This window comes from Streptococcus sp. AS20, assembly GCF_000524255.1.
Classification (GTDB): domain Bacteria; phylum Bacillota; class Bacilli; order Lactobacillales; family Streptococcaceae; genus Streptococcus; species Streptococcus constellatus.
Map to the genome: position 1 here is coordinate 402,020 of NZ_JANS01000005.1, position 16,805 is coordinate 418,824.

Annotated in this window: 19 protein-coding genes; 1 reads left to right on the forward strand and 18 read right to left on the reverse strand. The window is 38.4% G+C overall.

Annotated features, from left to right (window positions below):
- Nucleotide 1: 1 nt before the first annotated feature.
- The 10 genes from HMPREF1514_RS02960 to HMPREF1514_RS03005 all read right to left on the reverse strand — a co-directional run bounded on the left by HMPREF1514_RS02960 (nucleotide 2) and on the right by HMPREF1514_RS03005 (nucleotide 7,664).
- On the reverse strand, nucleotides 2-502 hold the full coding sequence (locus tag HMPREF1514_RS02960; protein WP_037597107.1) for a GNAT family N-acetyltransferase: 501 nt from the start codon (nucleotides 500-502) through the stop codon (nucleotides 2-4).
- 12 nt (nucleotides 503-514) lie between these two features.
- Nucleotides 515-757 carry a DUF3781 domain-containing protein gene (locus HMPREF1514_RS02965; RefSeq protein ID WP_232216468.1) on the reverse strand — a complete coding sequence of 81 codons (243 nt, stop codon included), beginning with the start codon at nucleotides 755-757 and terminating at the stop codon, nucleotides 515-517.
- Nucleotides 732-1,802 (reverse strand): PhoH family protein, encoded by a 1,071-nt coding sequence (locus HMPREF1514_RS02970; protein ID WP_037597109.1) that lies wholly within the window; start codon nucleotides 1,800-1,802, stop codon nucleotides 732-734. The genes HMPREF1514_RS02965 and HMPREF1514_RS02970 overlap by 26 nt, the downstream gene beginning before the upstream one ends.
- Nucleotides 1,803-1,877: 75 nt before the next feature.
- The gene (locus HMPREF1514_RS02975) at nucleotides 1,878-2,093 is read right to left on the reverse strand and encodes a YozE family protein (protein WP_020997751.1); all 216 of its coding nucleotides are present in this window, start codon (nucleotides 2,091-2,093) and stop codon (nucleotides 1,878-1,880) included.
- Nucleotides 2,090-3,619, reverse strand: coding sequence for a glycosyltransferase family 39 protein (locus tag HMPREF1514_RS02980; protein WP_037597112.1), 1,530 nt, complete (start codon nucleotides 3,617-3,619; stop codon nucleotides 2,090-2,092). Before HMPREF1514_RS02980 ends, HMPREF1514_RS02975 begins: the two co-directional genes overlap by 4 nt.
- A 250-nt stretch (nucleotides 3,620-3,869) precedes the next feature.
- Entirely contained in the window at nucleotides 3,870-4,502 is a 633-nt protein-coding gene (gene pyrE / locus HMPREF1514_RS02985) for an orotate phosphoribosyltransferase (RefSeq protein ID WP_037597114.1), read from the reverse strand.
- 10 nt (nucleotides 4,503-4,512) lie between these two features.
- Nucleotides 4,513-4,839 (reverse strand): inorganic diphosphatase, encoded by a 327-nt coding sequence (locus HMPREF1514_RS02990; RefSeq protein WP_037597116.1) that lies wholly within the window; start codon nucleotides 4,837-4,839, stop codon nucleotides 4,513-4,515.
- On the reverse strand, nucleotides 4,832-5,527 hold the full coding sequence (gene pyrF, locus HMPREF1514_RS02995; protein ID WP_037597118.1) for an orotidine-5'-phosphate decarboxylase: 696 nt from the start codon (nucleotides 5,525-5,527) through the stop codon (nucleotides 4,832-4,834). The genes HMPREF1514_RS02990 and pyrF overlap by 8 nt, the downstream gene beginning before the upstream one ends.
- Nucleotides 5,528-5,909: 382 nt before the next feature.
- Nucleotides 5,910-6,848, reverse strand: a complete 939-nt coding sequence (locus tag HMPREF1514_RS03000; RefSeq protein WP_037597120.1) for a dihydroorotate dehydrogenase — start codon at nucleotides 6,846-6,848, stop codon at nucleotides 5,910-5,912.
- Between the two features lie 9 nt (nucleotides 6,849-6,857).
- Nucleotides 6,858-7,664, reverse strand: coding sequence for a dihydroorotate dehydrogenase electron transfer subunit (locus HMPREF1514_RS03005; protein ID WP_037597122.1), 807 nt, complete (start codon nucleotides 7,662-7,664; stop codon nucleotides 6,858-6,860).
- 190 nt (nucleotides 7,665-7,854) lie between these two features.
- Here HMPREF1514_RS03005 and HMPREF1514_RS03010 point away from each other — a divergent pair, with 190 nt between their 5' ends.
- Entirely contained in the window at nucleotides 7,855-8,763 is a 909-nt protein-coding gene (locus HMPREF1514_RS03010; protein ID WP_037597123.1) for a LysR family transcriptional regulator, read from the forward strand.
- Nucleotides 8,764-9,058: 295 nt separating this feature from the next.
- Here the strand turns inward: HMPREF1514_RS03010 and HMPREF1514_RS03015 are convergent, their stop codons facing one another.
- From HMPREF1514_RS03015 to HMPREF1514_RS03050, 8 genes are all read right to left on the reverse strand, one after another.
- On the reverse strand, nucleotides 9,059-10,297 hold the full coding sequence (locus HMPREF1514_RS03015; protein ID WP_003069430.1) for an MFS transporter: 1,239 nt from the start codon (nucleotides 10,295-10,297) through the stop codon (nucleotides 9,059-9,061).
- 536 nt (nucleotides 10,298-10,833) lie between these two features.
- Nucleotides 10,834-12,159 (reverse strand): ISLre2 family transposase, encoded by a 1,326-nt coding sequence (locus tag HMPREF1514_RS03020; RefSeq protein ID WP_037597126.1) that lies wholly within the window; start codon nucleotides 12,157-12,159, stop codon nucleotides 10,834-10,836.
- 138 nt (nucleotides 12,160-12,297) lie between these two features.
- Entirely contained in the window at nucleotides 12,298-12,537 is a 240-nt protein-coding gene (locus tag HMPREF1514_RS03025) for a hypothetical protein (protein ID WP_037597127.1), read from the reverse strand.
- 65 nt (nucleotides 12,538-12,602) lie between these two features.
- Complete coding sequence (locus HMPREF1514_RS03030) at nucleotides 12,603-13,400, reverse strand: ParA family protein (RefSeq protein ID WP_037597128.1); 798 nt, start codon at nucleotides 13,398-13,400, stop codon at nucleotides 12,603-12,605.
- Between the two features lie 18 nt (nucleotides 13,401-13,418).
- A complete protein-coding gene (locus HMPREF1514_RS03035) occupies nucleotides 13,419-13,829 on the reverse strand; it encodes a hypothetical protein (protein WP_051426767.1) in 411 nt (136 codons plus the stop codon).
- Nucleotides 13,830-13,946: 117 nt separating this feature from the next.
- Entirely contained in the window at nucleotides 13,947-14,531 is a 585-nt protein-coding gene (locus tag HMPREF1514_RS03040) for a recombinase family protein (protein ID WP_037597129.1), read from the reverse strand.
- Between the two features lie 96 nt (nucleotides 14,532-14,627).
- On the reverse strand, nucleotides 14,628-16,238 hold the full coding sequence (locus HMPREF1514_RS03045; protein ID WP_037597130.1) for a relaxase/mobilization nuclease domain-containing protein: 1,611 nt from the start codon (nucleotides 16,236-16,238) through the stop codon (nucleotides 14,628-14,630).
- The gene (locus HMPREF1514_RS03050; protein WP_037597131.1) at nucleotides 16,225-16,593 is read right to left on the reverse strand and encodes a plasmid mobilization protein; all 369 of its coding nucleotides are present in this window, start codon (nucleotides 16,591-16,593) and stop codon (nucleotides 16,225-16,227) included. Before HMPREF1514_RS03050 ends, HMPREF1514_RS03045 begins: the two co-directional genes overlap by 14 nt.
- Between the last annotated feature and the right edge of the window lie 212 nt (nucleotides 16,594-16,805).

Sequence of the window (16,805 nt, forward strand, 5' to 3'; positions counted from 1 at the left end):
TCTAACCTCTTAAGCTCTGTTCAACGATAACAACCGTATAGAGTTCTTGTTTGACCTCACTTCCAATTGGTTTGAAGCCCTGCTTTTTCCAAAAATGCTGAGATTGCGGATTCCCCTTGACATAAGCCAAACGTGCTTTTCGAAAGTTTTTAGCAAAATAGGTTAGCGCTTCTGTCACAATCTGGCTGCCAATACCTTTCCCTTGATAGATCCGATCAACCATAAATAGACCAATAAAAACTGTCTCCTCATCAGGATAGGCATAGACAAAATCCATAACAGCTACAAGGTTAGAGCTATCCCAAAAGCCAACATAAAATTTATCAACCTTAGCCTTGCCTTCAGGCAGACGAGCCATGTCTTCTTTTACACTTTCCAAATTTGGAGCTGGTGGACAATGCTGAAAATACAGAGGATTGCTTTCATATAAAGATAAAATACTTGGAATATCCTTTTCTGCTAGTATCCTACAGCTATAATGCCTAGATAATTGTTCAATCATCTTTTAAAATCCCTACTCTTTGTGTCCTGTAATGATGGTATAAGACGATGCATTGATAGTCAACACAATATGATTATCAGACACATAGAAGTTCTTTCCTTTATGACTAATCTTTGTCTCAGACCTTTGGATAAAACCCTTAGCCCATAAAACTGGATTTTCCTCTCTCAAAAGCAGATGCTTTTGCAGACGGACTTTCCCAAGATCAGTCGTGTGAAACTTGTCCAGATTAGCCAAGAGCTTTTCCTTCATCATCTTCTAATTCCTTCTCCTTGATTGGGTCGCCAACGATTTCGGAACTAGCCAAACTTGAATGTTCTTCTTTAGAAAAATGACTATGTGTCACTTCAGTAGAATGTTCATAAGCCTTGATAATTTCCGCTACTACAGGATGGCGGACAACATCTTTTGCAGATAAATAAACAAAATCAATCTGCTTGATATGTTTCAATTTCTCTGTCGCATCAATGAGACCTGATTTACTATTCTTCGGCAAGTCAATCTGGCTAATGTCCCCATTGACAATCATCTTAGAATTAAAACCAAGTCGTGTCAGAAACATCTTCATCTGCATAATAGTCGTATTTTGCGCTTCATCTAAGATGACAAAAGCGTCATCTAATGTTCGTCCACGCATGTAAGCCAAGGGGGCTATCTCTATGATTTCTCGCTCCATAAGGCGCGTTGTTTGATCCTTGCCTAAAATCTGATACAATGCATCGTAAACTGGTCGTAGATAAGGGTCTACTTTTTCTTTTAGATCCCCTGGTAAAAATCCTAGACTCTCACCAGCTTCAACCGCCGGACGAGTCAATATAATCCGTTTAACCTGCCCTCGCTTCAGAGCTGTCACAGCCAAAGTCACAGCAAGAAAAGTCTTACCTGTTCCTGCTGGTCCAATCCCAAAGACAACATCATGGTTCTTAATACTATCAACATAAATTTTCTGCCCTAAAGTCTTAACTCGAATGGGTTTACCATAAGAATCTTTAATAATCTCTTCTTCATATAGAGCCACAAACTTATCAATTTCACCATTTTTGACCATTGTAATAGCTGTCACTACATCTGGCGTTCCAATCGTCATTCCACGGTTAACTAAGACTAGCAGAGCCTGAATAATCTGACGGGCTTCTTCACAGGCCATCTCCTCACCAATAATCTGGACAATTTCTGTCCGCGCATGAATCGTCACCCGCAACTCCTGTTCCATTAAACGCAAATGACGTTCATTAGAACCAAAAAGATGAAATGTATCATCTGGATGCTGTAGGATGATTTCTACTGAATGTTCTTGCAAACAAAGAACCTCTTTCTTCACATTATTTACTTTATTATAGCAAAGTAACTCGGAAAATTCTATCTTTTTCCCGAACTAATGTGCTTGATATTCTTCCCAGATTGCATCAAAATCACTAAGATTAAAGGAAAAATCAGCATGTTCTTCTAAATAGCGGCTAATTTCATCAAAATCATCCGTATGCTTAGGAAAAGTTGATTCATGAAAAACTAAATCAGCTAGTATTGCCTTCGGCTCTGTACTTTTGGGATTGCGCTCTGTCATCAACCAAGTATAAAATGATTTTCTCATTCTATCTTTTCTCCTTTCTTGCTTTTTAACCAATCCGGTAAATATTCAGTCAAACCTAATGCAGATAACATGATGATTTGGGGTAAAAATTGTATCAAATACCGCGTCTTTCCACCTTCAAAAATTAGCAAAAACAACAAACCTCCAAAAACTGCAAGACTGATACCATTCAATTTATCATCTGCATGATATTTCCATAAGGCAAAAATAATCCCTACACTCATCACAATCCAAACAACTTGCTTCACAATCTCATAATAGCGATACTCACTCTTATCCACACTCAAAAAATAAGTTCTGATAAACTGTGCCACAAGATTCTTTTTTGTATAAGGATAAAGAGGGGAGATATAAGGCGTTTTTTCATATTCCACATCTCGATATAACCAACCTAAAGTTCCTTCTGAAACAGTTAATGAATGCTTATAGTAAAGATGATTGAGAAATCCCAAAAACGAATATTCTTTTAAGCGTCGTTTGATTTCTTTTTTTACATTTTCTTGCTTAAACATTCCATTATTATACTGTTCTCTCTGATCCACATCAATGTATTGAAGCAAGCCCTCTTTCATGTCTTCTTGATCGTGTCCAATAAAAGTCAACCCTAAGTCAATAAAGAGCAGAGGACTTTTAGACAATCCTTTCTCTTGTATCAATGTCACTTCTGTTTGCGTCGCTTTCAGATAGTTTCCGCCGATAGAAGTTACGCCAAACGATAGGAGAAAGGTGAAAAAGATTAGGATAAATTTCTTCCATTCCTTTTTGAACAACAGCAAAATAAAACCTGCCATAATAACAATCAACACAGTTGGTCGTATCAGCACTGCAAGACCACTTATCAAACCTAATCCGATTGTCTTTATGAAGAGTACCCTCTTATCCTGCCATCGAAGCCCAAATAAATCAAAAAGTAAGAATATTTGTAAAGCAATGAGCGGAAGAGGCCATATATCCGTGTACATCGAATAAAAATAAGGTGAAAAGCCAACTAGCAAGACATACAAACTAAATGTCACATCAGCAGCAGACTCACTCACATATTTTTTCATTCCCTTGTACAAAATGAGTGCCGTTATATCGGCATAAAATATATTTAATCCCTGCAAAATCCATAAAGCTGAGCTTCCAAAGATATTATAAAAAAAGCGCTCATACAAAAAGAGAAACAAGTTATTAGGATTGCGTGTCAAATAACTGGAAATAGAAGTCTCTTTTGAGTACTTGAAAGCACCATTGAAAACAACTGCTGCATCTCGCCGAATCAGCAACTGAGCAGACAAAAGCATTGCCAACTGAAATACAATCACTGCTATCATAATAGCAACTTTGTGTCTCATCATGTAGTGGTAGCATTTTTTTAAATTTTCTAGATAACGATAAGCTAGAAATACTAGTATGACTGCTCCAATCAAAGCAAGACTAGAAATTGTCCCTAGATGAATAATAGCAGTAAAAAACCAATGCAAGCCCATAATGAACATGATTTTTTGCAAGATTCCAAAGAAAAAAGAGTACATTTTTAGCATAGGACCATTATATCAAAATCTAATTTGTTTCTCTATTTAAAAAAACAACAATCATCAGATTGCTGCTTAACCTCTAATTGGACCCAGAATCCTCAGAACAAAAAAGTCAATTAAAATACCAAAACTCATGAGTGGTGTATAAACAAATATCGTTAAAAGAAGAAAAATAAGCTTAGAAATTAAATCTCGCTGCAAATTTATTTGACGAAAAAGTTAATAGTCTCTCATTTCGTGGGAAAGGACTTCCTCATCAATATCCCTGCCAATTTTCTTGATCATGTTTAAATTTCTCAAGTAGAGCTAAGCCTTCTGCCGAAACATAGCCTTCTTGTTCCGCCAGCTTGATTAATTCAGTGTAGTTCGATAACGTTACCAATCGAACACCCGCATCTGAGAAATTCTTTTCTGCCCTAGGCAATTCATAAGTAAAAATAGCTACCACTCCAAGGACGTCAGCCCCCTCACGCTTAGCAGCAGCCACCGCATCCAGAACCGACCCTCCAGTTGAAATCAAATCCTCAATCACGACCATTTTCTGACCTGCTTTTACTCGACCTTCAATTTGATTCCCAGCACCATGATCTTTTGGTTTGCTACGAATATAGGCAAATGGTAAAGTCATCTTATCAGCAATGATAGCACCATGAGGAATACCTGCTGTTGCTGTCCCAGCGATCACTTCTACTTCTGGAAATTCAGCTTTGATTTTCTCAATAAAACCATTTTCAATCAAAGTCCGCGTTTCTGGATAGGCCAAGGTCACACGATTATCTGTGTAGATTGGAGACTTGATGCCACTAGCCCAAGTGAAAGGCTCTTCCGGCTTCAAGTAAACAGCCTCAATTTTCAGTAAGTCACGCGCAATATCTTTTGCTAAAGTCATGATTTCTCCTTTATAATAATTCAATAGTGGAATCAAAATATTGTTCCAAAAAATAAGTCTTTTCTTTTATGTCTTCTAAAGTGACGATCTCGCTAGATAAAGTTAACACCCATTTATCTTCAACATCATCTTGTCGATGAATAACAGCAACCAATTCTCCTTCAAAGTATTCTAACGGTTCTCGTACCTTTTCCGACACAATGTAAACATCTTGCTCTTCGCCATCCTCAGCAAACAAATTCGGAATATAACCATAATTGATAGGATAACGATTTCCAAAACTATCTTGATAACCGATGGGTCTGTCAATGATTGCTTGATATACTTTTCTAGCCATCTATCCATTCCGTCTTAATAGCGCGATAAGCAGCTACTGGATCTGCAGCTCGTGTAATGGGACGTCCAACCACAATATAGTCACTACCAATTTGATGTGCTTCTTGCGGTGTCATGACCCGTTTTTGATCCCCAATTTCAGAACCAGCTGGTCGAATACCTGGAGTAACGCACAGAAAATCTTCTGACGTCGCCGCTTTAATCAGCTTAACTTCCTGAGCTGAACACACAACTCCGTCCAAGCCGGCCTCTTTAGCTTTGCAAGCATAATTGACAACCGATTCTGAAACAGTTGTTTGGATATTTTGGCAGTCTCGCATATCGGCTTCGCTAGTAGAAGTCAACTGAGTTACAGCCACTAATTTTGCTTTATCTCCCAAAACTTTTTTAGCTTCCCGCATCATCTCGACACCACCTGCTGCATGCACAGTGACCATATCTACTCCAAAAGTTCCTAAAACAGACATAGCCGAGCGCACCGTATTGGGAATGTCATGCAATTTCAAATCTAGGAAAATGCTGTGTTCCAAACCTTTCAAATAGTGAACGATTTCTGGACCAATAGCATAAAAAAATTCCATACCAATTTTGACATAAAGCTTTTCATCTTTTGGAAAATGTTCCAGAAAGGTTTTAACATCATCAAAAGAGGGAAAATCAAGAGCAATAATAGGACGTTCTTCACACATAGGTTCATCTCCTTATTTAATTTATAGGCAGTTTGTCGTTTTAACCTTTGGACACAGGGTCTTAATAACTTGAAATACTGTCTGTACTACGGTTTCGTTTGCTAATCCTGACCGCTTAATTTCAATAGAAGTAAAGTCACTGACACTTCCTAACGAAAGCTTTACCCATCGTCTTAAATCCCCGCCGAAACTTTTAAGCACACTTCGTACAAACTTCTTAAGAGCTATAGAAAAACCTTGCCTGAGGCAAGGTTACACGAAAATTGACAGTTTACTGCCGCTTTAAACCGTATCAGCCTTAGTAGCCTCTCTGGACTTCTTTAAAGGTTCCATTTCAATTATTTTATAATTTACTCCGTCTATTGTCAAGCAAAAAATGAGGCTACAACAAGTTTTTTCTAATTTCTGTTCGCAAGCTTTCTAAACTTTCAATACCGTATTTATCCATGACTTTAGGTAGATCCTCAATAATATTAGGACACGCATAAGGGTTTGTAAAATTTGCTGTCCCAACACCAATCGCTGAAGCTCCTGCGATAAACATTTCAATGGCCGCTTCTGCTGAGTTTACTCCACCCATACCAATGATTGGTAAACTACTAGATTGTGCTACCTGACGAATTAACTTCAAGGCAACTGGAAAAATTGCCGGCCCCGACATGCCACCTGTTCCGTTTGCAATAATCGGCTTTCTGCTCTTTGAATCAAATCGCATTCCAACTAAAGTGTTAATCATGGTTAAACCAGAAACTCCTGCATCTTCAACTGCTTTCGCTATTTGTGTAATATCTGCTACACTAGGTGTCAATTTTACATAGACTGGCACTTCCGACACGTCTACCGCTGCCTTAGCAGCCTGATATGCTAAATCTGGCACCTGACCAATTAGCAAGCCCCTATTACCATGATCAACATTGGGACAGGAAATATTAAGTTCAATAGCCTTGACGTTTGGAGCTTTAGATATTTTTTCTGCAACAAAAGCATATTCTTCGTTAGAAAATCCCGCAACATTAGCAATAATCGGAAGACTAGGATAATGGTGAGCCAGCCAAGGAAGTTTTTCTGTCAACACCACATCTACCCCAGGGTTTTGTAGTCCAATAGCATTGAGCATACCAGCTGGTGTTTCTGCCACTCGTGGCGTCGGATTGCCAAAACGAGGGTACTGCGTGGTCGCCTTAATCATTATGGAGCCAAGTACATTGAGGTCATAATATTTGGCATATTCCTGACCAAAACCAAAACACCCCGAAGCTGGAATAATTGGATTTTTCAGTTCCAAGCCAGGAAGAGAAATTGCTAAACGACTGTTAGACATATCAACCTCCTACATCACGATTGTACCAGTCTCAAAAACTGGACCGTCTTCACAAACCCGCTTATTGACTGCTTGGTCCTCACCAACAACATGAAGTACACAAGCATAACAAGCCCCCATTCCACACGCCATTCGTGATTCCATAGAAATGTAAGCTCGCGGATGACTGCAAAATGTTTCATTCACATATCTGAGCATACCAGAAGCTCCACAAGCATATACCGCAGTAAAATCTTCTGATAACTCATTCACAATGGAGGAAACATAGCCTTTGCGACCATAAGAACCATCATCTGTTGTTATCAGGACACGACTGTATTTTTTCATTTCTTCTTCCAAAATGACAACTGCTTTTGTTGCAAATCCAAGAACTGAAGTGACCTTCACTCCCTTGCTATGTAATTCTTTTGCCACTTGTAGCAAGGGGGGAACACCAATTCCACCTCCTATAATTAGAGCTGTATCTGCAATACCTAAACCAGATAAATCAAAACCATTTCCCTGAGGCCCCATGACGTCTAACTGAAAACCTTTTTCCAACCGAGAGAAGAGTTCTGTACCTGCTCCCTCTATCCTGTAAATAATCCGACAGATTTTCCGTTCTCTGTTAATCTCTGAAATCGAAATAGGACGACGTAGAAGCTTTGTATCATCTGGAACTCGGATATGCAGAAATTGTCCAACCTGCATCTGGCCAACCATTTCTCCTCGTAAATCCATAGCAAAAATTCGTGGAGCAATTTTCTCTTGGTGCACAATGGTCATCTTTTCCAACATGATTTTTCCGAGTCTCTTCTCGCATGAGCTGCTTGTCATTTCTACCTCATTTCTTTATTAAAAAAGACCTTGCATATACACAAGGCCTCACGAAAATAAAGAGTCGGTTTTCTCACTCTTCCTTCACCCGAAACCTTGGAAGCCTCGCTGGACTTTCTTAAAGGTTAAATTTAATCTATTTTACAACTTCAAATGTGTTTTGTCAATTCCAATATGATAAAATAAGCTTATGAGAATTCAACAATTGCACTATATTATTAAAATCGTCGAAACGGGCAGTATGAACGAAGCTGCCAAACAGTTATTTATCACCCAACCCAGTCTGTCTAATGCTGTGCGTGATTTGGAAAATGAAATGGGTATTGAAATTTTCATCCGCAATCCCAAAGGCATTACTCTGACCAAGGACGGCATGGAATTTCTCTCCTATGCTCGTCAGGTAGTGGAGCAAACCCAGCTGCTGGAAGAACGTTATAAAAATCCCATTGCTAACCGAGAACTTTTCAGCGTTTCCTCCCAACACTATGCCTTTGTGGTCAATGCTTTCGTTTCTCTACTCAAGAAGAGTGATATGGAAAAGTATGAGCTCTTCCTGCGGGAAACCCGAACTTGGGAAATCATTGACGACGTCAAAAATTTCCGTAGCGAGATTGGTGTTCTTTTTCTCAACAGCTACAACCGCGATGTCCTCTCTAAAATGCTAGATGACAATCACTTGATTGCCACTCATCTCTTTACCGCACAGCCCCATATCTTTGTTAGCAAGAGCAATCCTCTAGCCAAGAAGAAACTGGTTCAATTATCAGACTTAGAAGATTTTCCTTACCTCAGTTACGATCAAGGAACCCACAATTCCTTTTACTTTTCAGAAGAAATCCTATCCCAAGAACACCATAAAAAATCCATCGTTGTCAGTGACCGAGCAACCCTTTTCAATCTTTTGATTGGTCTTGACGGCTACACTATCGCAACTGGTATTCTCAACAGCAATCTCAACGGTGACAATATTGTTTCCATTCCGCTAGATATTGATGACCCTATTGAGCTGGTTTATATTAAACATGAAAAAGCTTGCTTATCTAAAATGGGGGATAAATTCATTGAGTATCTGTTGGATGAAGTTCAATTTGATAAATGAATCATCAAAATCGGTTCCATAATTCCTAAAGTAGTTTTACCCACTACAGAAATTACAGAGCCAAATAAGATAGCTGTTTAAAATTCATTCCATTTCCTCCTGTACTTACTTGATTTTATTATATCGTGAAATAGCAATAGCAGGAAAAAACGTTGAAAGGCTGTAATGTTTGCACATTACAGCCTTTCTTAAAAAATGAGCAAAATACTACTCAATAACTACTTCCATATATTTTGCTTGCCCGAAAAAAGAGACCGGACCTAAGCTCAGTCTCCTAATTATGCTAATACTATTGTTATATTTCTTCTGCAACCAATTCTTCTCCTAATAGTGAGTAACGTTCTGCTTTTAAATTCTTAATCGTCCACAAGGCAGCAAAGCTAATCAAATAAAGGCTTGCTAGGAAAATCATGACCATTGAAACGCTCGAGATATCTAAAATTTTCCCAATAATCACAGATGAAAATCCTCCAATTGCTCGGCCAACATTTAAGATGACATTATTAGCCGTGGAGCGAATATGAGCTGGATACAATCTCGTAATCATCGCACCATAACCCGCAAACATTCCATTTACAAAAAAACCAACAATCGCACCGCCGATAATCATGGCAGGCATTGAATTGGCAAATTGGAAGAGGTAAACACACATGGAGGATGCTAGAAGAAAGATTGAATAAACGAATCTCGGTCCCCATTTATCAAGGATTTGACCGAAGGTGAGCATTCCCAGACACATCCCTAAAATCGTTGAAACCATCCAAAGTGAGGAATCTTTTACAGAAATATGCAAACTTGTCTGGATAATGGTCGGAAGCCAGTTCATCATACCAAAATAACCAGCAATTTGTACCGTCGTCATAACCATAAGCGCTACTGTCTGAGCCGTTAGAGATGGTGTTTTAAATAATTCACTCATTTTAACAGACTGGCGTCCTTCTGCTTTTAATGTCACATTGCCATTATCTCGGATATGATCATCATCAATCGCTAGCATCATCCACAAAACCAAAGCAATAGGAGCAAGCCCAAAGAGGAAAAGACCTTTCCAGCCAAGTGCCGGTGCCAACCAACCTGCTAAAAGCGCTGAAGTAATAGAACCGATTTGCCCTGCAATTCCATTCAGAGATGAAATGCGCCCCATTTTTCCAATAGGAACAATACCTGCCATAATCGCGATGGCAACTCCATACTCTCCACCAACGCCTATCCCAGCGATAAAACGCATGAGATATAGATAATAAATATTTTGTGTAAAGTAAATCAACCCTGTTGCTAATGAAAAAATAACAATCGTCCACTTGAAAACTTTAAACTTGTGATAGCGATCTGCCAGTATACCAAAGAGCAGGCCTCCAACCAACATTCCTAGATTGGTAATTGTTGCAATCCAGCCTCCTTGCGCTCCAGTAACACCTAATTCTGAAATAATAGATGACATCGAAAAAGCTAAGAACATGACGTTTAAGTCGTCCGTTCCTGATGCAACAATTGCAGCAACTAATGCTCGCTTATTATTTTTGTCTAAAGACATGCACATCCTCCTTAATTGTAGCTCACAGACTACATTTATTAATTGAATACAGCCTATAAATCAAAAAGCTCAGGAAATCCCGAGCCAAAAGTTTACAGTAAAATAGCAGATTAGCGCACTAATCCATTTTAATGATTACTTTTATGCCTCACAGGACATGATTAAAGTTGTATTTAATTGCATTAAGTATAAAATAGATTGAAAGATTTGTCAAGAGATTTTAGGCAATAGGAATGTGTCTGTTTTTGGGAGAAAATGAAAAATCATCAAGAGAACGACAATCAAGACCGAAACGTTTGGACTTTTTTCCTGTTTCAGTCTTGATTTATTGCTCTTTTGATGTTACAATATTTCTAAACTGATTAACAAGCCCATCTTGTTTAATCGGTGGGCGTTTGAGTGTTGTCGCACTCAGCGCCTTTTCTTCGTGTTTTTCTATAGCTGTATTATACCATATCCTACAAATAATGCAAGCATTTCATGTTAAAATTGTACACAAAAGCGCTAAATCTTAAGGGATTTAGTGTTTTTATAATCTACTTCTTATACAAATAACTCTTAACTCTTCGAGAAGGACGAACATCCGGCAAAGCATGATGTACTTTTCTAAAAGTAGTAAGACGCTCTCTTTGTGTGTCATCTATCTCTTGTATTTTCTCGTACTCCGTCCGCCAATTGCCAAAGAAGAGATCTCTTAGCTCGCCAGTATGGTTCAAAAGAATCGTACGACTCATTGTATCTGCTCCCTTTTTACTCCAATACATCCCTCTATTCTTCATTCGATAGGCAATTTTACGGTGTTGACTTTCCATAATCCCAATACCCCTGGAACTCAATCCCATCTGTTCAGGTGTAACCGTGTACTGAAAATTTCTAAGCAGCTGCCTCTTGAAACGACCAAAGGTCTCAAATTTGTTATCCGAATCAATCAAAGATTCTGCAGTATCTAAAACAGTCTTTAGCCTACTTTTATCTCGTTTCTTAATAGCCTTAAAAGCCTCTTCTGTCAATTCTGCTGATAAAGGAGTTAAGTTGATTTTCAAAGCCTGATGCACATGAAAAGCATCCCAAAAATGAAAATGAGCTTTGGGTTTAAAAGCACTTGCTAGGTCTTGAAAAATATGTGGTGAATAACCATGACCGCCATCTGAATTGGTGATAATGAGTGTTTTAGGTGTAATCTCAAAGTGATTATAGATTAAGTCAATGAGTTTGTCTTTCGCCTTATAGTATTGTGTCGAAACCACTTCCATCTTATTTTTTAAAACGTTCCTTTTTCCTCTCTTGCTACCAGTATGAACGACAAAATGACTTAATTCAACGGACTTGGTCTCCGTTTCAGGATGAGATTGTTTCACCCAAACACCATCTCCTTCTACGTATAGAATCTCTGGTTTGATTCTCTTTTTCTCTTCAGGAACTGCTAATACTCGGTACTCGTCCCGCTCTTTCAGGAGTTTCCCTGCTGTCTCTAGCGCTCGTTGAACGCTATTTTTTGTGATATAAATATTCTTCAGCAATTCCATCACCGATGCCACTTTACGATACGGCATAAAGTTAGAGAGTGTGGTTAGCTGATAAAGGAGTTCTTGTGAGAACCTAGCACGTGGTTTAAGTCCTAACTTTTCATCAACAGGTATCCTGACAACATCTCCTTTCTTCCACCTACTCCGTGAAAAAGTCATCTCCCCAAAAGAAAAAATAACAGTGCGCTCTTTCTGATTGATTCTCTTGAAGCCTTGGGTTCTCATGATAGGGGCAATATAGCTCTCATATTTTTCAATCATTTTGAGGAATGTCTTGCGGTTATTTTCTTGTAAAGCAACGAAAAAATCCCTCTCATCTAAGACTGATAGATCCATCTACTCACCTCTTCTACTAGCATAAAAATTTATTATACCGCAAATTGAGATAAAGAAAAATGCCCCCCTAATCAGAAAAGGGCAATATAATTATATTAATTTATATCATGATTTTAATAGTGATAAAAAACATGATAACTATTCTTCGTATTTCTCAATCCATTCATCAAGGAAAGTGGATGCTCCACTATATCCTGCTGCTTCCGCAATTCTATCCAGTTTTTCCCGATTTTGTGGCTTTAAGGTAAACTGATAAGGAAACTTAGTCTTTCCTGACGGACGACCTGCTTTTCTCCCTCGTCTCTTTTGTGGTTGAGGTTCTTTCAAATTTTCTTGAAGAACTTTGCTGATTTTATCTTTCTTAGATTCAAAAGCCATGACATACCTCTTTTAGATAGTGATTTTTATAGATATAAAAATAGTGATATAAATAATGATTAAAATTAAGCCTCATCAGTTACTCGTTGAAGTTCCTGAAGTGTTTTTTCTAGGGCTGAAAAGAATGACCGATGTTCACTCATTAAAGTTGGTTTAGCCATCATATCAATAACCGTCTCATTTTTGGTGGCACGATTAAACAATTCTTTTTGAGGAATGGCATCCATTACAAAATCCTCATCTTTAAGTGCTGATAACAGCTCTTTTGATTTAGCTGTGTTATGCTTAATCATGTTTGGCAAGAAATACAGTTGAGCTGTAATCAATGATTCACGACTAGGACGAACAATCTCAGTCTTGCGATATTGCTCTAGTCGAACTTCTAAATTATCCTTTGACTCAAAAGCAAAGTCGCTGGGAATAATTGGACTGAAAAGCACATGACTGACTGCGATGGCGTTTCTAGTCGCAATTCCAAAATCAGGACGGCAATCTAAAATAACATAATCATATCGGTCAAGTCTTTTTGATTCATAGTTATCATCTAGCCAGTCATACAGGAACATATTCTGATTGGGGTTGGTCTCTAGTTTCCTTTCTGATTCATCTAGTTTCATTGATCCTGCAATCAGGTCAATGTTCGGAGCAACAGATAAGATAGTGACATCATCTGAACCTGCAAAAATATTGGCAACAGTTGACGTGTCCTCATAGACATCATAGAAGTGTGTCAGGTTGCACTGGTGGTCAAGGTCTATAAATAAGACCTTATAGCCTTTACTCGCTAGATACTGACCATTGAGGAGGGCTAGAGTAGTTTTCCCAACACCTCCTTTTATAGCTACAAAACTCATTAGCTTCATAAAAGATAACCTCTTTCTTTATTTACTCTCATCTTTATTTTCCAACCAGCGACCTATAGTATCTGATTTACTACATCCCACAACTTCACAGGTAACTACTTCGGATGATGAGAAATATTTTGCTAAAAGTAAATCTAAAATCTTAGCAAATAACACTTTATACTCTTCAAATACATAATTCCATAAGTAATCGCCAGTTCCTCTGTCTCCTATCCAACCCCAAAAACGTATCGTTCTTTCCTTAAATAGGACTTCTATGGCTATGGTACGACTTTTGGTAAATTCAAAGACATCTCTGCCTTCATTTCCTTCTCTCTGACTTCCTTCAAAGTAAACAATATCAAGTAATTTTAGACATTCTTCTAAAGTACCATTTTTTGCAACATCTTTAGCTAGATGATCAAATTCATAAGCATCAAAAATATTCATTGTACTCCTCCCTGCCATTTCATACATTTATTATAATATAAATCAATATAAAAATCAACATAAAAATAGCTATTTTTATCAATATTTTAATAATGATTTTAATACCTATTTTTATAATTATCTTTTTATCTTATACTTCTCCCGATACCGCCTAAACGTTCGCTCGTTGATACCTGTCAATCTCGCCACGTCTTTATCCGTATAACCTTTCTGATACAGTTCAAAGGCATGTTGCAGACGTTCATCATCTGTTGTATAGAGCGCCTTCCTCCCCTTGTATTTCCCCTGTGCCTTGGCAAGTACAATTCCTTGCTTCTGCCGCTCTTTTATCCGCTCTCGCTCTGCCTGTGCCTGATACTTGTAAAGCTCCAGAATAAGATTGTTCAGGAGTCGTCTCAGGTTATCATCTTCAATCCCTCGAAGCGTAGGCAAGTTCAGAACTTCTAACGTTGCTCCTTTTCTTCGGATAGTTGCCATAATTTCGGTTAGCTCCTTGTTATTTCTCCCTAACCGTTCTAGTTCTGTCACCACAACTATATCTCCTTCTCGGACATATTCCAGCAGTGCCTGCAGCTGAGGACGTTCTCTAGTTGCTCCACTAATTGCCTCCTGAAAAACCTTATCACAGTCCTTCAGCTGCTCAAACTGTCGCTCTAGATTTTGGTCTTGGGTACTGACTCGTGCATAGCCAATTTTTGTCATTTTCTTACCCCCTTTTTGCCGAACTCTATTGTCCGCTTGTTCCGGCCTTTAAAATCAACAACTGACCATTAGGTCAATAGGGCATACCTCATTGTCCTAAAGTGTATTCGACTTATCACTGCGATACTTAACATTTTCTTTCACCTCTTCATAAGCCTTATAGTCACGTGTCAAGTTCTCGACCTTTTCTTTAAGCGCATTTCGTTCAACGGTTAGTTCCACTAATTCTTTGTCAAAAACTGCCACCTTACTATCGGGAGAAATACCTAACTCCGCTAAGACTGCCAAAGCTGTTTGACGACGTGTCCCATCTTCAGCCTGTACTTCATGGAGAGCTGCTGAAATTTTATTAAGACGATCCATTCTTTGGTCAATTTTTTCTAAGATGGTATCCGTTTCATCTAATTGTTTCATGAAACGAGTAGCGGTTTCTTGAAACTGCTCGCTATCTGTAATGTGATGATCTGCTAAGAACTCAAATTCTTTAACTAACTGATCCAATTTGGAAATAGCAGGGTTCTTTTTGAGAATATATTCTCCGCTATCATAGGCCAATTGTTTTACCAGCGTATCACCTCGAACAAAACGATCGTTTTCTGATTTATCAGGATTGAGAAAGTAAAAGAAGTCACTTCGCTTGATAAAAATTTCAAAATTACCGTCCTCTTTTTTCTCTACCTGACGGTAAGGAATTTTAATAGTTCCGTGATTGCGCACCCCATAATCAATATTAAGATAAATTCCTGAACGAGTTTCTTCCGCCACCTGCCAAGTCTCAATCGTCAAACGTGTTTCAAAGTCATCCGCTTTCTCCGTTTGTTCCAAATGATAGGCTGATTTAATATCTTCTAGCGGGAGCACAACTTCATTCTTTGTGACTCGTTCAGTGATGCTTTCAAGAGAATAACGTCCTTTTTTGGATAAAGTACTATCTCTGGTATTACGTTCCTGCTGGCTATCCAATAATCTATATTTCACATACTTCCCTGAGAAATCTACGGCTAAATCAAGAGCCTTGGCTTTCTCCTTAAAATCCTCCAATGTCGTTGACTGTTTCAAGAGAAATTCCAAACGTGACTTTATCTCCAGTTTAAATACATTCTTTTTCTGATAGGCTTCATAGCGAGTATGGTCAAACGGTTTCTCCTTATCAATGATTTTAGCACCTGCAATCTCCGCATGCTTGTCTGAGATTTTTTCTAGAGCATGCTTCGTCCCTTTTTGCCAGCGAAACTTTCTTAAAGTAGTGCTATTAGTCGTAGTAAAAATGATGTGGTTATGAATGTGATTTTTGTCTACATGAGTTGCCATGACCATCTCGTAGTGACCACCTGTCAACTCTAACACAGTCTTTCGCCCAATCTCATGAATTTCTTCTGGAGTGAGATTGTCATCGGGTGAAAAAGATTGAATGATGTGGTGTGCTAAGACACCTTTACCCGTAATTAAGTCTGATTTTTCTGTCCGTCCTAAACGTTGGTCAGCTAACTTTTTGGTCAAGATTATTTCATCTGCTGCATATTTTGGATTGGCTATTAAATGTCCTGATATGAGTTGTTGGTATAGTTGACCATCTTTTAATGTTACGGGAAAAGTGTTGTTAGAGTCCTGACTTAGTTCTAATGTTTTAGCATCATTTAGAATGTACTTAACCGCCTGATGAAGTTTATTAACATTCTTTATCTGAAGAACTTTAGTCACAACCATAGCTGATAATTCCTTTCTCTGCTGCCTTGACTGTCTGATGAACAAGAGCTTCAACAGTCTTTAGTTCCTCAAAAACTTGGGACAAATCTTCTTGACTAATGGTCTCATTGGTATTGGCATATTTGGCAATTTGATTGACATTTACTCCAATACGATTGATTTCCTGACGTAACTTGTCTAGTGCTGAGAAGTCAACCACCTTGACTTCTCCATGCAACAACATCAGCCGAGCATAGACTGAAAAATTATCAATTCCAGCACTAGCCATCTGCGCTTTAATTTTCTGATTTTCGTCTTTATCCACCCAAAATAGCTTTTGAATGGGGCGACTTCTTCGTGTATCTGTTTCTATCATATCTCTATTCCTTTCTAACTTATTTCTGACCTACCAATCACATTTCTTTTATACCGGCAAGCATAGCATTTGTATATACAACTGCCTTTTTCCAAATCTATCAACCAGTTAAAAAGGAGCAACTCGCTCCCTTTTGACTGGTGAACATTTGAAACTTTTGGGGGAATCCCCAAGCCCCTTTCTGGTACTAGCGTACCCTTCTTGTATTATTT